This is a genomic window from Streptomyces sp. NPDC087844 (genome assembly GCF_044742785.1).
Lineage (GTDB): Bacteria > Actinomycetota > Actinomycetes > Streptomycetales > Streptomycetaceae > Streptomyces.
This window is the reverse complement of sequence record NZ_JBIUVD010000005.1, coordinates 121,125-134,505: the sequence shown is the minus strand read 5'-3', so window position 1 is coordinate 134,505 and position 13,381 is coordinate 121,125. Positions and strand designations below refer to the sequence as shown.

The window sequence follows — 13,381 nt, the reverse complement described above, 5'->3', positions numbered from 1 at the left end:
ATAGTCCGTCGAACGGAATGCTACGTCAAACGGACTATCGACCGATCCTCGGTCGCGGCAGGATGTTCGGATGGGCGAGCGGACCGTTCAGGCAGTTCGTTCAGAGGATGGTGCGTCCGGTTCGCGCCAAGTGGCCGGTCAGCGGCGCGATCACTGCTGCGGCCGCAAGTGGGGCTGCCGACCACAGGACGGCAGTCGTCTCACCCCACGCAGTGGCGCAGGCGTGGGCGAGCAGGGGCGGGGACACCAGGGCCATCACTCCCAGTTCAAGGCCGCCTCGCGTTCCGCTGCGCCAGGTCAGCGCGACACCGGTCGCGGCGAGCACGAGCACCGGCCAGCATCCGTAGTCGGTACTGACCCACGGCACCGCGTGCGCGTCGATGGCCGCGCGCGGCACGACGACAAGCGCGATCACGGCGCCGGCCATACCCGCCCGGCCCGCCGCGGTCGCCTCCAGGCGTCGGTCCGGCGGGCACGCCAGCACCACGGCCGCCGTCAGCGCGAACGCGGCCGGGGTGACGACGGGGTCGCCGAACGCCGGTCCGCTGACCACCGCGGCACCAGCGAAGGAGAGCAGCCCCGCCACCGCGAGGGGCACTCCCGCGCGCCACCGGCCGGTCAGCGCCGACGCCGCGCCCACGAACCCGATCAGTGACGAGACGAGCAGCGCACCCCACGCCCCTGACAGGTCGACTCGAAGCTGCACCCGGAGCGGGGTGGGGGAGGAGACCAGCGCGGCGTACCAACGTGCGAGGTGCAGGCCGCAGGCGGCGGCGGAGACGGCCAGGGCGAAGGGGTAAGCCAGAGCGAGCACCCGCGAGGCACGAGTGGCCGGCCCCAGGCCCATCCGCATCCTCATCGCGTGCGCCGCCAGGCCCGCGCCCTCTCGCAACCGCGAGCCCAGCGGTTCGCCCGCGGTCGACTCGCGGTAGGTCGCGGCGATCTCCCCGCCATGAGCCCGCCGGTAGGCGGCGGGATACAGCCGCAGCACGTGCTCGATCACCTTGTGGCGGCCGACGGCCGTGTCACGGACAGGCGGCGCGTGGCCTCCTTCGCCGTCGCGGCCAGGCGCTCGGCCTCCGCCGTCAGCCGCTCCCGCCCCGACGCGGACAAGGTGAAGATCCGCCGCGCACGGCCGTCGGCGACCTCCTCGCGTTCGATGTCGATCAGGCCGTCGGCGAGCAGGCGGTCCAGGGCCCCGTAGAGGGCGCCCGTACGCAGCACGACACGACCGCCGGTCATCGCCTTGACCTCCTGCGCGATGGCGTATCCATGTCGGGGTGCGTCCGCGAGGGCGGTCAGCACCATCAAGGTCGGCTCTTGCATCACGCGCTCACTCACCCCTCGACGATAGTCACTCCGCCGGACTGTCTCAACGCGGTGCGGGGCATCCGGAGCGGATGGGTGCCTTTCTCGCGCTTGCTTCCGCGGCCTGCTACGGCCTCGTCGACTTCGCCGGCGGGCTGCTGTCCCGTCGGGTCCACTTCGCTGTGGTCACGTTCCTCGGGCAGGTCGGAGGCCTCCTGCTCGCGCTCACCGCGGCTCTTCTGCTTCCCGCGGAAACGGTCTGGTCCGCGGATGTCGCGTGGGGAGCGCTGTCCGGCGTCGGCAGTGCCCTGGCCATGCACTTCCTCAATCGTGGCCTGAGCCGGGGCGCCATGAGTGTCGTCGTACCCGTGAGCGCTGTCACCGGGGTGGCCCTGTCCGTGCTGTGCGGCGTGACCTTTCTCGGTGACAGGCCCACGCCACTGGCCTGGCTGGGCATCGGCGTCACCGTGCCCGCACTGTGGCTGGTGTCCGCCGGCGGCACGGGGCGGGCGGGCCGCGGGCGGTCCGGCCGGCTGCCGGTGGACGGCCTGATCGCCAGCCTCGGGGTGGCCGTGCAGTACATCGGACTCGCCCAGGTGGATCCGGCGAGTGGTATCTGGCCCGTGGCCACCGGCCGTCTCGCCGCGGTCCTCCTTCTGCTGCCGAGCACCTGGCGGTACGCTCGCGAATTCCGGCAGCCCGCCCGACTCCTGGGTCGGGCGGTTCTGATCGGAGCGGGTGCGGCTCTCGCACTCATCCTCTATCTCTGGGCCACCCAACGGCAGATGCTGGCTGTCGCCGTCGTCCTGGCTTCCCTGTACCCGGCCGTCCCCACCGTCCTCGGACTCACGGTGCTGCGCGAACGGGTCACCCGAGCACAGACGGTCGGCCTGATGGGTGCGGTCGCCGCTGTCATCCTGCTCAGCCTGGGGTGAGTGGTGACGTGCGTCCACGGCCGCATCGCGACGGCCCTCAGACGACGGCGTAGCAGCGGATGACGATGTGGCCGTCCTCCTCGCGGGCGAGGCCGACGAAGACGGTTGCGGCGAGCCAGCGGTGGGCGGGAGCGTCGGTGCGGAAGACGGGGGAGGTCCGGAAGTAGGTCCCGGCCTCCGCCGTCCTGAGGGGCCCGTCGCGTTGCTCCGGGCTGTCCGCGCCCTCGTGGTAATAACCACGGTTGGTGATGTCGATGACGGCTCCGTCGTCGGCCCGGATCAGATAGCGGGCCTCCAACTCGCATACAGATCCACGGGTGTTGGACCAGTCGCCGCCACCGGCGAGGACAGTGCCCCGCAGCCGCGGCCCGTCGACGCTCCCGCCGGTGATGGGGGTGAACTCGGTGCGCTCACCGTCTCCGTGGCCGATGTGAAGGCTCTCGGCGACCTGGGCGCGGATCTCGAACACGTAGGTGAGGGCCGGGGAGGATGTCATGACACTGTTCCGTTCGTCGTGGTGCGGCGGGTGGGTTTCCAGCCCCGGCGGGGCACGGAGTCGAGGAGAGTGCGGGTGTAGGTCTCCCGGGGATCGGTCAGTACCTGCTCGGTGGGCCCGCGCTCCACGACACGGCCGCGGTGCATGACGACCACGTCGTCGCAGATGTGCTGGACGACACCCAAATCGTGGGTGATGAACAGGTAGGCCACGCCGGTCTGTTCGCGGATCCGGCCCAGCAGCGTCAGGATCTGGGCCTGGACGGAGACGTCGAGCGCGGCGACGGCCTCGTCCAGGACGAGAACTCGGGGGTGTACGGCCAACGCGCGTGCGATGGCGACGCGTTGGCGCTGGCCACCCGAAAGGGCGCGGGGGAGGGAAGCCGCCTGGCGCTCGTCAAGGCCCACCTGGTCGAGGTGCTCGGCCACCCGTTCCCGTAGCGCCTGTCCCCTCAACTCCGTGTGCAGAGTGAGGACTTCCGCGAGGCAGTCCTGGACGCGCTGACGGCGGTCGAGGGAGGCGTACGGATCCTGGAAGACCATCTGGATGCGGCGGGCATGGGCTCTGCGTTCGGCGGCGTGGGCCCGGCGCCCGGGGACGTCGTGGCCGCCGAGCCGGATCGTGCCGGCCGTCGGCCGCTCCAGGCCGGCGATCATCCGCGCGGTGGTGGTCTTCCCGGATCCCGACTCGCCCACGACGGCCAGCGAGCCGCCCGCCGCCAGGGCCAGCCCGATGTCGTGTACGGCCGTGAAGTCGCCGAACGTCTTGCACAGTCCGGCCACTTCGAGAGCAGGCGCCTGTACCAGGGCCTGTGGTGAGTGTGGCTGCGGGTGCGGGTGCGGGGCCGAGTCAGCCATGCGTGGAACTCCTGTCACTCGTACCCGTGCTCGGGACGGGGTCGGACACCGGGAAATGGCAGGCCGTGCGGCTGTCACCGGTGGGGCGCGGCTCGGGGCGTTCGACCGTGCACACCTCCGCCGCCGAGGAGCAGCGGGGCGCGAAGGCGCAGCCGGGACCGGCCTCGAAGGCCGACAGGGGGCGGCCCGCGATGGCACGCAGGGGCCGGGCACCGGCACCGAGTTCCGGACGGGAGGCCAACAGGGCCCTCGTGTACGGGTGGTGGGCGCCGTCGTACAACTGCCCGGCGGGCAGATCCTCCACCACCGTCCCCGCGTACATGACCGCGACGCGGTCGCACACGGCCGCCGCGAGCGCGAGGTCGTGGGTGATGAACAGCATCGCCAGCCCGCGCTCGACGCGTGCCTCGTCGATGATGGCCATCACCTCGGCCTGGGTGGTGACATCGAGCGCGGTGGTCGGCTCGTCGGCGAGCAGCAGCTTCGGTTCGGCGGCCAGCGCGGCGGCGATCATGACGCGTTGCAGCAGACCGCCGGAGAGTTCGGAAGGGTACTGGCGCAGCCGGCGGGAGGCGTCGACGACACCGACATCCTTCAGAAGAGCGGTGACCGTGGCCTCAGCGGCCCCGGACCGGACACCCCGGGTGGTGATCAGGCCCTCGGTGAGGAAGTCCCCGACGCTGCGGACGGGATTGATGTGTGCCCGCGGGTCCTGGAAGATCATGGCGACCTCCCGGGTACGCAGGGTACGCAGTCGGGCCGGCGTCATGGCCGGGACCGAGGCGCCCGCGAAACGGATGTCACCGCTGGTGCGGGCGCCGTACGGCAGCAACCGCAGCACGGACCGGGCCGTCATCGACTTGCCGGAACCGGACTCGCCGACCAGCCCCACGGCGGTGCCGGCCGGAACGTGCAGGTGGACGTGGTGGATGACGGGACGATGGCCGCCCCGGACGGGCAGGGTGACGCGCAGGTTCTCCAGTTCGAGGAGAGCGGGTGGCCGGGTCATCGCTGTTCTCCCAGAAGGCGTTGGGACACTCCGCTGCCGAGCAGGTTGCAGGCGATGACGAAGACGACGATCACCAGACCCGCGTACAGGGACTGTTCGGCGCTGCCCGCCAGGATGCCCGCGGATCCGTTCGCGACCATCAGTCCCCATTCCGCGGTGGGCGGCTGGGCGCCCAGCCCGATGAAAGAGAAGGCGGCGATGTCCAGGAGGGTGTACCCGAAGGACGTGACCACCTGTACGAGGACGAGGGGCAGGAGGTTGGGCAGCAGGTGGCGCAGGCAGATCCGCGGTCCCGACATGCCGAGCATCCGCAGGGCGGAGATGTACGGGAGTTGGCGTTCGCGCTGGGCCGCGCTGCGCACGACGCGGGCCACGTAGGGCAGATAGGCGATGGACAGGGTCACCACCGCCACGGTCAGTCCGGCGCCGAACACGGCCGCCGCCACCACGGCCAGGACCAGACCGGGGAAGCCGAAGACGACGTCCAGCGCGGCGGAGACGAGCCGGTCGTACCAACCGCCGATCCAGGCGGCGCTGACGGCCAGAGCGGTGCCCACCGTACCCGCGGTCAGCGTCACCACCGCCGGGGCGAGCAGGCTGGGCCGGGCCCCGTACATCAGTCGGGACAGGATGTCCCGGCCGGCGTCGTCGGTGCCGAGCCAGTGCGCGGCGGAACCCGCCTGGGACACGGCCGTCACGTCCACGGCGTCGGGATCGTACGGCGCGAGGAGCGGCGCGAAGAGGGCCGCCAGCACAGCCACCGCGACGACGGCGGAGGCGGCGATCAGCAAGCCGCGTCCCCGGGCGAGGGAACGCAGCCGGCCCGGGCCCGCCCGGCCGCGTCCATGCGCGGCGATCTGGTACGTGCTCATGCGCGGGCCTCCAGGGAGACGCGGTGGTCGAGCGCGGCGGTGACCACGTCCACGAGGGTGTTGACAGTGACGAAGACGACGACGGTGATCAGAGCCAGAGCCTGGACCACCGCGAGATCCTGCTTGGCGGCGCTCTGGATGAGCAGAGCGCCGACTCCGTTGATGCCAAAGGCCTGTTCGACGATGGAGCAGCCGGCGATCAGACCGGCGACCGCCACACCGGAGACGGAGAAGATCGTCCCCGAGGCGTTGCGGAGCACATGTCTGCGGATCACGAAACGCTCCGGGATACCGCGGCTCCGTGCGGTCTGGACGTGCTCGGAGCCCAGTTCGGCGCGGACCGCGGACCGGGTCACCTGTGCGACGTACGCGAGCCAGGAGGCGGCGAGCGCGAGAGCGGGGAGGGTGAGGTGTTCGATCCGTCCCGCGAAGCCGGCGCCCGCGCCGTAGGCGGGGAACAGGTCCCATCGCACGGACAGCCACCAGATCAGCAGGACGGACATCACGAACGTGGGGACGGCCATGAGGACGGTGGTCAGCACGGTCACGAGGGTGTCGCTCCACCGGCCGCGCAGCGCCGCCAGCGTGCCGAGGAGCACACCCGGGACGATGATGAGCAGGGCCGCGTAGCCGACCAGGAAGGCCGTGTTGCCGATGCGGCTCCGCACCAGGTGCAGCACGGAGTCCTTGTAGGTGAGGGACTCACCGGCGTCCCCGTGCAGGATTCCGGTCAGCCAGCGTCCGTAGCTCTGCGCGAAAGGATCGTCGAGGTGGTACTGGCGATGGATCTCCGCCAGCAGCTGCGGGCTGGGCGGCTTGCCGCCGCCGATCAGCAGGGTGGCGGGATCGCCCGGAGAGATGAACAGCGTGCCGTAGATCGCGATGCTGGCCACCAGCGCGGTCACCACCAGCATCGCCGCACGGCGGGCGACGAAGCGCCAGATCATGAAATGGCTCCGCCGGTGTCCCCGCCGGTGGCACCGAGCTGGGCGGCCCACGGCATGTTGATGTACGCGAAGGACGCGGGCGCCCCGCTGAGCCGCTTGTTCAGGAACATCCGCTCGTAGGGGGCGGCGATGGGCACGATCGGCAAATCCTTGGAGTACAGGGCCTGCGCCTGCGTGAACAGGCTCGCCGATTCGTCCGCGTCCAACGCCGCCTGGGACCGTGCGAGCAGCGAGGTCACCTGCTTGTTGTCGTAGTGGATCCAGTTCATCGGGGACGCGGGCGAGGTGAACATCTGCGCGTAGGAGAGCGGATCGGGGATCTCGACGTACCCGAGTGCCATCGTCGCGTCGAGGCCCTCGCGCAGCGACGCGTCGTAGAAGAGGCCCGACATCTGGGTGGGCTGGAGCTGCTTGATGACGATCTTCAGCCCGATTGTCCTGGCCGCCGCCTGCACGAAGGTGAGGGTCTGCAGGGACTGCTGGTCCCCCGCGGCCGTGGCCACTGTGACGGTCCGCCGCTTCGGGGCGGCCTGATCGACCAGTTCCTTGGCCTTGTCGACGTCGACGTCCGGTACGGCGGGCAGCTCGTCGTAGCCCTTCGCGTAGACGTCCGCGGCCTCGCCGTTCTTCCAGACCAGGGACGGTATGAAGGTCTTCAGCTTCTGCGCGGCGCCGTCGAAGACGTTCTTGACCAGGGCGTCACGGTCCAGGGACAGGGAGAGCGCCTGTGTCACGCGGTGGTCGGCCAGCGGTGAGGAGGGGCCCGTCGGCGAGATGAACACCGTCTGCGCGGAGGGCCCGTAGTAGAGGGTGCCCGCGTCCGACGCGCGCAGCGCCTTGGCGACGGTGGAGGGAATCTCGTAACTGCCGTCGATCTGCCCGGACAGCAACGCGCTCGTCAGTGTGCCGTTGTCGGTGATGAACGTGAAGGTCAGCTTCTTGGCCTTGGGCCGCAGCGCCGTGTCCCAGTAGTCCGGGTTGCGGACCGCGGTGATGGACTCGCCGGCCTTCCAGCTCTTCAGCTCGAAGGGGCCGGTACACATCAGACCGCCCTTCGCGGTGCCGTAGGAGGCGCCGGCCTTCTTGAGGTACGACGCCTCGCTGACCGCTCCGAAGCCGTTCACCAGGTACTTGAGGAACAGTTCGTCCGGTGCCTTGAACCTGACGGTCACCTGGTGCTCGCCGGTCGCGGTGATGCCCGCGACGCTCGCCAGGACCTGGGTGTTGACGCTCTGGGTGGCAGGTTCGCCCTGCCGGGTCAGACTGGCCACCACGTCCTTGGCCGTCATGGGTTCGCCGTCCCAGAACGTGACGTCCTTACGGAGGTCGAGTACGAGGGTCTTCGGGTCGGGGCGTTTCCAGGCGGTGGCCAGACCCGGGGCGAGGGTGTAGTCCGGCTTCAGCCGGATCAGTGGGTCGCAGAGGTTCGAGGCCACGGTGCTGGGGGAGTAGTCGCCGACCTTCGCCGGGTCGAGGGTGATCGGTTCACCCATCGGCAGGTTCCAGGTGACGTTGTCGAGCGCGCCGGAGGCCGCGGGCGTGGTCGAGGTCAGCTTGACGGCGCCGGTGGAGGCCGTGGAGTTGCCGTCGTCCGACGAACAGCCGGTCAGTACGAGCAGAGTGCCCACAGCGGTGGCGGTGAGGGCGGTTCTGGGAGCGTGCATGTCGGTGCTCCTGATGAGGGGAGTGCTGGGAGGGTGATGAGGTCCTTGAGGTGTGGGCCGGTGTCTCGTGACGGCGCGTCAGACCGCGTGCGTACCGGTGCCGGTGCCATGTGTGTTGACGCAGGGGCCTGCGAGCACGGTGACGGTCAGCTGGGTGACGGCGTCGGCGTACAGGGTCTGCGTGCTCGGCTTGGGGGCGAGCGTGGTCCACGGGTTCTCGGTGCTTCCCGACGACGGCAGGAACATGGGGTAGTCGCTGCCGGCGATGGTCAGGGCCAGCCGGTGGCCGGGTCGCAGCCGGTAGCCGGTGTGGCCCAGTGCGACCGGGATCTCCGCGGGGGCTCGGCGCGTGCGGACGGACACCTGACCCCGGATGATCATGTGCGCCTGCCCTCCGGGCGAGATGTCCAGGACCTTCGCGAAGACGTCGAACGTCTCGCCGGTGCCGGTGACACGCAGAACCAGGTCGACCGGTCCGGCGAGATCGAGGGGCTCGGACAGGGCGGGGGTGCTGAAGACGAGTACGTCCTCGCGGTCGGCGAGCTGTGCCTCGTCCGGGTAACTCTGCAGGAACGAGAAGGAGTTGGCGACCTGGGACGGGACGAGCGACTCGGGGTCGTAGACCCACCGCACACTCTGTTCGCCGTCGCCGTCGCCCGGTTCGTTGCTCAGGGTGCCGCCCGGCAACGGCCCGCCCGCACGGGCGGGTTCGGTGAGCCAGAAGGTGCGCTCGGTGCTCTCGGCGGGCGGCCACGCCTCTGCCGTACGCCATCCGTCATGACCCAGTTCCCAGGCCACCTTGGGCAGGGCGGACACCGGGCGGATGCCCTTGAGGAACACGTCGAAGAAGTCCAGCGCGGGGCCCGCGTAGTTCAGAAGCATGCGGTCCAGGGCCGCTTCGTCGTGGGCGTGGTCGTCCGCGGGGGCGGCCGGGGCGAGATCGAGGTGGTAGTTCTCGTGGTCGATCGCTCCGGCCCACAGGTACTGGACGGCGTCCCAGCCGGGGCGGGAGGCCAGCTCCAGGTAGTCCCGCATGTGGGGTATAGAGATGTTGTCGAACCAGCCGACACAGTGCAGCACCGGAACGGGCCGTGCGTCGAAGGGATGCCGTCCCAGCGCGGGCAGCAGGTTCGTGTAGCGGGGGGCGAGCAGGTCGAACCAGGCAGAGCGGGCGCCCATGGCGGTGAACGCCTGCTCGTACTGCTCGATGACCGGGCGGACAGAGCGGTCGGGCGTGAAGTCGTAGACGCTGTTGTCGACCCAGTAGTGGGCGTAGTACTCGATGCCCTCCAGCCACACCGGTCTGCCGACGGGGGACGGGTCGTCGGGGTCGGACTGGGTGGTCCCGTTGAAGTCGACCGTGGTCACCCTGGGGACGACCGCTCGCAGCGCCGGGTGCTGCGCGGCGACGGCGGCCCACTGGGTGAAGCCGTAGTACGAGTCGCCGAACATGCCCACCACCCCGTTCGACCAGGGTTGATGCGTGATCCAGTCGATGGCGTCGTAGCCGTCCAGGGGTTCCCGGAGGAACGGCAGGGTCTGGCCGCCCGAGCGGAACTTGCCGCGCACGTCCTGGACGACCAGGGCGTAACCGCGTGCCGTGAACAGGGAGGCGATCTTGTCGAAGTAGACGTACCGGCTGTTCTTGTCGTAGGGCAGGCGGACCAGCACGGCGGGCAGTTCGTCCGTGCCGGAACCCGTACCTGAACCCGTGTCGGAAGCTGTGCCGACACCCGCGTCTGCGCCCTCCGGCAGATAGACGTCCGTGGCCAGGCGCACCCCGTCACGCATGCGCACCAAGTGCTGTCGGGCGTGGTCCGGAACGGGCGCGGAGCCGGTCCGCTCGTAACGAATGCTCATGAAAGATCTCCGGGAATCCAGATGCAACGCCGTTATGCAACAACGTTGTATGACAACATTGCAGCTCCACGTAAACGTGGTCAACCCATTGAGTTAAGGTCTGCGACATGCCGATCGAGGTAGACGAAGCCAGGCGGCTCGACGAGATCGCCGCCGCCACCATCCAGGTCGCCCGCGAGCGAGGTGTCCGCTCCGTCACCATCCGGGCCGTCGCCGCTCAGCTCGGCGGATCGACGGCCATGGTCACCAACTACGTCTCCAGCCGCTCCGCCCTCATGCTCAACGCCCTGCGCAAGGCGGAGGAGGAGTGGGCCCAGGAGATGGAGGAAGTGCTCGAAGGCCGTACCGGCCTGGACCGGCTGCGGGTCGCCGCCCGTTGGATGAGCACCACGCAGCATGACGACGAGGTGCTGCGCAGGCTGCTCATGGAGATCGCCAGCGCCGGTCCGGCAGCGGGTGAGGAGATCGAGGATCTGCGGCGCGTCACCTCCCGGCGCAACCGGGCGGAGCTGTCCACCCTCGCAGCCCAGGCAGGTCTGCCCGACCCCGCTCTCGGTGCCGACATCCTGCATCTGCTGTTCCGCGGGTACTGGCTCTCCACCCTGGAGGACCCCGAGAGCTGGACGGCCGACCGGGGTTCCCGGGTCGCGCTGGCCGTCATCGACCTGCTCAGGGACGGCGCGCGCGAGGGGTGAGCGGGCCCGGCCCGGGTCGGCCGGGGGTTGACAACGCAGGTGGCGCCGCACAATCTGAGCGCTAAATAAAACGCCGTTGTACTACGTCGGCGTCCCTGCCTTCTCCAGCCCTGCCGCCAGCCCCGCCGTGGCGACGGCCGCGCCCTGTTCCCGAAGAGGTAGCCCATGGCATCAACCACCGCGCCGGACGAGCTGTGGCAGTGCACCGCCACCGAACTCGCCGCCCGGATCCGCGCCCGTGACATCTCAGCCGTCGACGTCATGCGGTCCTGCCTCGGCCGGATCGAGGAGACGAATCCCGTACTGAACGCGCTGGTCGACCTCCGCCCCGACGAGGCACTCGCGGCCGCGGACCGGGCCGACCGCGCCGTCGCCGCCGGGGACGAACTGGGGCCCCTGCACGGTGTCCCCGTCTCCATCAAGATCAATACGGATCAGCGGGGCCACCCCACCAGCAACGGCGTCCGCGCGCTCGCGCACCGGCCGGCGCAGGACGACGCGGCCTGCGTCTCCGCACTGCGTGCCGCCGGAGCGGTGCCCGTAGGACGCAGCAACTCGCCCGCCTTCTCCTTCCGCTGGTTCTCCGCCAACGACCTGTACGGCCGCACGCTCAACCCCTGGGACCACGGCCGCACCCCGGGTGGCTCCAGCGGTGGCGCCGCCAGCGGCCTCGCCGCCGGAATGACCCCGCTGGCCCAGGGCAACGACATCGGCGGATCCATCCGCTTCCCCGCCGCCTGCTGCGGAGTCGTCGGTCTGCGCCCCACCGTCGGGCTGGTCTCCGACTGGGCTCCGCCCGCGTACGCCGAAACGCCGGACGGGCTCGTCGAGTTGGACTTCCCGCCCACCGTGCACGCGATGGCGGTGCAGGGCCCGATGGCGCGTACCGTCGGCGACGTGCGGCTCGCACTCGCGGCCATGAGCGTTCCGGACCTCAGGCACGCACACGGAATCCCCGCGCTGCGCGTGCCGTCGGCCGACGGCGGGGGCCGCCCGAAGGTCGCCGTCGTCCGTGAGATCGGCACAGTGAGGAACCATCCGGCCGTGGACCGGGCCGTGGGGGAGGCCGCGGCCCGGCTCGCGGAGGCCGGGTACGAGGTCGAGGAGCTGGCCGACATGCCGCTGCTCGCCGAGGCCAGTCGGTTGTGGTCCCTGCTGATCACCGAGGACATCCGTCTCATCCGGCCGGTGGTGGCCCGGCTGGGGGACGACAGCATCCGTACCGCACTGGACAACCATTTCGCGGCTGCCGCCGAACTGTGGGGCGAGCGCCCCGAGTTGGAGACGTACATCAACGGCTGGGCCCGCCGCGCGACGCTCATCACGCGTCTTCAGGAACTGCTGGGCTCGGACCGGCTGCTCCTCACACCGGTCTGCGCCGAACCCGCCTTCGAGCAGGACGCGGACATCACCGAACCCGGCCGGGCCCGTGAGCTGTTCACCGCGATGTGGCCGATGACCGCCGTCCCCGTGCTCGGCTTCCCCGCCGTCACCGTCCCGGTGGCCGTCAGCGACGGCCTGCCCATCGGCGCACAGCTCATCGGCGGCCGTTTCGAGGAGCATCTCGTCCTCGACGCGGCGGAGGTGATCGAGTCCAGGTCCGTCGGAGTGACGCTGTGGAGCTGAGGTGCGCAAGCGGGCGACAGGGTCGTCGTGCCCGCCGCGGTGCCCGGGAGGTTGCACGTCGTCCGAGACCAGCGGCCTCGCCACCCAGGCGATCCGCGCCGCGGCCCCGCCCAGTAGGTGAGCGTCTTCGGCGAGTCGCCGGGCAGCCGCCGGCCGAGCAGCCCGGCAGAGCTGAACCACGTCCGGCCTCGGCGCGGGACGAACGGGCAGCCCGTGGCCGGCCGCTTCACCGTACGGGCGGGCCGGTGGGCCCCGCGGGGAACTTCTGGACGCCGAGTACCCGCAGCAGGTCCAGCCGCTCGCGGGCCTCGGTGTCCGCCGGAGTGAGCACCAGCAGCTGCTGGCCCTGATCGGGAGTGACCAGGGTCTCGCAGTCCATCGTCAGGCGGCCCACGCTCGGGTGCAGGAAGGTCTTGCGGTCGGCGCGCCGGACCGCCACCTCGTGCTCGGTCCACATTCGGCGGAAGTCGGCGCTCGCGGCCTGCAACCGGTCGACGAGACCGGCGACCGCGGCCTCGCCCGACCGGCGGCCGACAGCCGCGCGCAGGTCCGCCACGAGCCTGCGACCGTGGTTCTCCTGCTCCTCGGGCGGGCAGACGGCACGGGCGGCGGGATCGGTGAACCAGCGGTACACGACGTGACGCCGGTCGCCGGAGATGCCGGTGAGGTCGCCCATGAGCAGGACGGCGGTCCGGTTCTGGGCCAGGACCTCGCCCAGGTCGGACAGCACCAGGGCCGGGGTGTCACCGAGCAGGTCGAGCATACGGATCAGGCCCGCACGGGCCTGCCGGGCCACTCCGTCGGCGGGCGGGGGCCGGTGACCGGCCAGGTGGAAGACGTGGTCGCGCTCGTCGTCGGAGAGACGCAACGCCCGGGCCAGCGCGCCCAGGAGCTGCGTCGAGGGCTGACTGCTGCGGCCCTGTTCGAGGCGTACGACGTAGTCCACCGACATGCCGGCGAGCATGGCCACCTCTTCCCGGCGCAGACCGGCGGTGCGGCGGCGCGGGCCGTCGGTGATGCCGACCTCGGCCGGGCGGATCGACTCCCGTCGGCGGCGCAGGAAGTCCGCGAGCTGATCACGTTCCATGGAGCCATGGTCCTTCGTGCGGGAG

The 13,381-nt window shown here is 70.7% G+C and carries 13 protein-coding genes; 3 read left to right on the top strand and 10 right to left on the bottom strand.

All coding sequences use genetic code 11. The features are described 5' to 3' along the window. Positions 1-100 precede the first annotated feature (100 nt). Together ACIOKD_RS12525 and ACIOKD_RS12520 are read right to left on the bottom strand one after the other, a co-directional pair. Positions 101-991, bottom strand: coding sequence for a hypothetical protein (locus ACIOKD_RS12525; RefSeq protein WP_402081974.1), 891 nt, complete (start codon positions 989-991; stop codon positions 101-103). Positions 992-999: 8 nt separating this feature from the next. Then, positions 1,000-1,341 (bottom strand): PadR family transcriptional regulator, encoded by a 342-nt coding sequence (locus tag ACIOKD_RS12520; protein WP_402081972.1) that lies wholly within the window; start codon positions 1,339-1,341, stop codon positions 1,000-1,002. A 59-nt stretch (positions 1,342-1,400) separates the two neighbouring features. Between ACIOKD_RS12520 and ACIOKD_RS12515 the strand changes: the two genes are divergently transcribed. After that, the gene (locus ACIOKD_RS12515; protein ID WP_402081970.1) at positions 1,401-2,243 is read left to right on the top strand and encodes an EamA family transporter; all 843 of its coding nucleotides are present in this window, start codon (positions 1,401-1,403) and stop codon (positions 2,241-2,243) included. A gap of 37 nt (positions 2,244-2,280) precedes the next feature. Here the strand turns inward: ACIOKD_RS12515 and ACIOKD_RS12510 are convergent, their stop codons facing one another. The 7 genes from ACIOKD_RS12510 to ACIOKD_RS12480 all read right to left on the bottom strand — a co-directional run bounded on the left by ACIOKD_RS12510 (position 2,281) and on the right by ACIOKD_RS12480 (position 9,948). Further along, positions 2,281-2,739: a DUF3237 domain-containing protein gene (locus tag ACIOKD_RS12510; RefSeq protein ID WP_402081968.1), complete on the bottom strand. Its 459-nt coding sequence runs from the start codon at positions 2,737-2,739 to the stop codon at positions 2,281-2,283. Continuing rightward, on the bottom strand, positions 2,736-3,596 hold the full coding sequence (locus tag ACIOKD_RS12505) for an ABC transporter ATP-binding protein (RefSeq protein WP_402081966.1): 861 nt from the start codon (positions 3,594-3,596) through the stop codon (positions 2,736-2,738). The genes ACIOKD_RS12510 and ACIOKD_RS12505 overlap by 4 nt, the downstream gene beginning before the upstream one ends. Further along, complete coding sequence (locus ACIOKD_RS12500; RefSeq protein ID WP_402081964.1) at positions 3,589-4,605, bottom strand: ABC transporter ATP-binding protein; 1,017 nt, start codon at positions 4,603-4,605, stop codon at positions 3,589-3,591. Before ACIOKD_RS12500 ends, ACIOKD_RS12505 begins: the two co-directional genes overlap by 8 nt. Next, positions 4,602-5,477, bottom strand: coding sequence for an ABC transporter permease (locus ACIOKD_RS12495; protein ID WP_402081962.1), 876 nt, complete (start codon positions 5,475-5,477; stop codon positions 4,602-4,604). The genes ACIOKD_RS12500 and ACIOKD_RS12495 overlap by 4 nt, the downstream gene beginning before the upstream one ends. Continuing rightward, positions 5,474-6,424, bottom strand: coding sequence for an ABC transporter permease (locus ACIOKD_RS12490; RefSeq protein WP_402081959.1), 951 nt, complete (start codon positions 6,422-6,424; stop codon positions 5,474-5,476). Before ACIOKD_RS12490 ends, ACIOKD_RS12495 begins: the two co-directional genes overlap by 4 nt. Continuing rightward, on the bottom strand, positions 6,421-8,088 hold the full coding sequence (locus ACIOKD_RS12485) for an ABC transporter substrate-binding protein (protein WP_402081957.1): 1,668 nt from the start codon (positions 8,086-8,088) through the stop codon (positions 6,421-6,423). Before ACIOKD_RS12485 ends, ACIOKD_RS12490 begins: the two co-directional genes overlap by 4 nt. Before the next feature lie 78 nt (positions 8,089-8,166). After that, entirely contained in the window at positions 8,167-9,948 is a 1,782-nt protein-coding gene (locus ACIOKD_RS12480; protein WP_402081955.1) for a CocE/NonD family hydrolase, read from the bottom strand. 107 nt (positions 9,949-10,055) lie between these two features. Between ACIOKD_RS12480 and ACIOKD_RS12475 the strand changes: the two genes are divergently transcribed. Together ACIOKD_RS12475 and ACIOKD_RS12470 are read left to right on the top strand one after the other, a co-directional pair. After that, the gene (locus ACIOKD_RS12475; protein ID WP_402081953.1) at positions 10,056-10,643 is read left to right on the top strand and encodes a TetR/AcrR family transcriptional regulator; all 588 of its coding nucleotides are present in this window, start codon (positions 10,056-10,058) and stop codon (positions 10,641-10,643) included. A 165-nt stretch (positions 10,644-10,808) separates the two neighbouring features. After that, entirely contained in the window at positions 10,809-12,269 is a 1,461-nt protein-coding gene (locus tag ACIOKD_RS12470) for an amidase (RefSeq protein ID WP_402081951.1), read from the top strand. A gap of 226 nt (positions 12,270-12,495) precedes the next feature. Here the strand turns inward: ACIOKD_RS12470 and ACIOKD_RS12465 are convergent, their stop codons facing one another. Continuing rightward, positions 12,496-13,356 (bottom strand): helix-turn-helix transcriptional regulator, encoded by an 861-nt coding sequence (locus ACIOKD_RS12465; RefSeq protein ID WP_402081949.1) that lies wholly within the window; start codon positions 13,354-13,356, stop codon positions 12,496-12,498. Positions 13,357-13,381 lie beyond the last annotated feature (25 nt).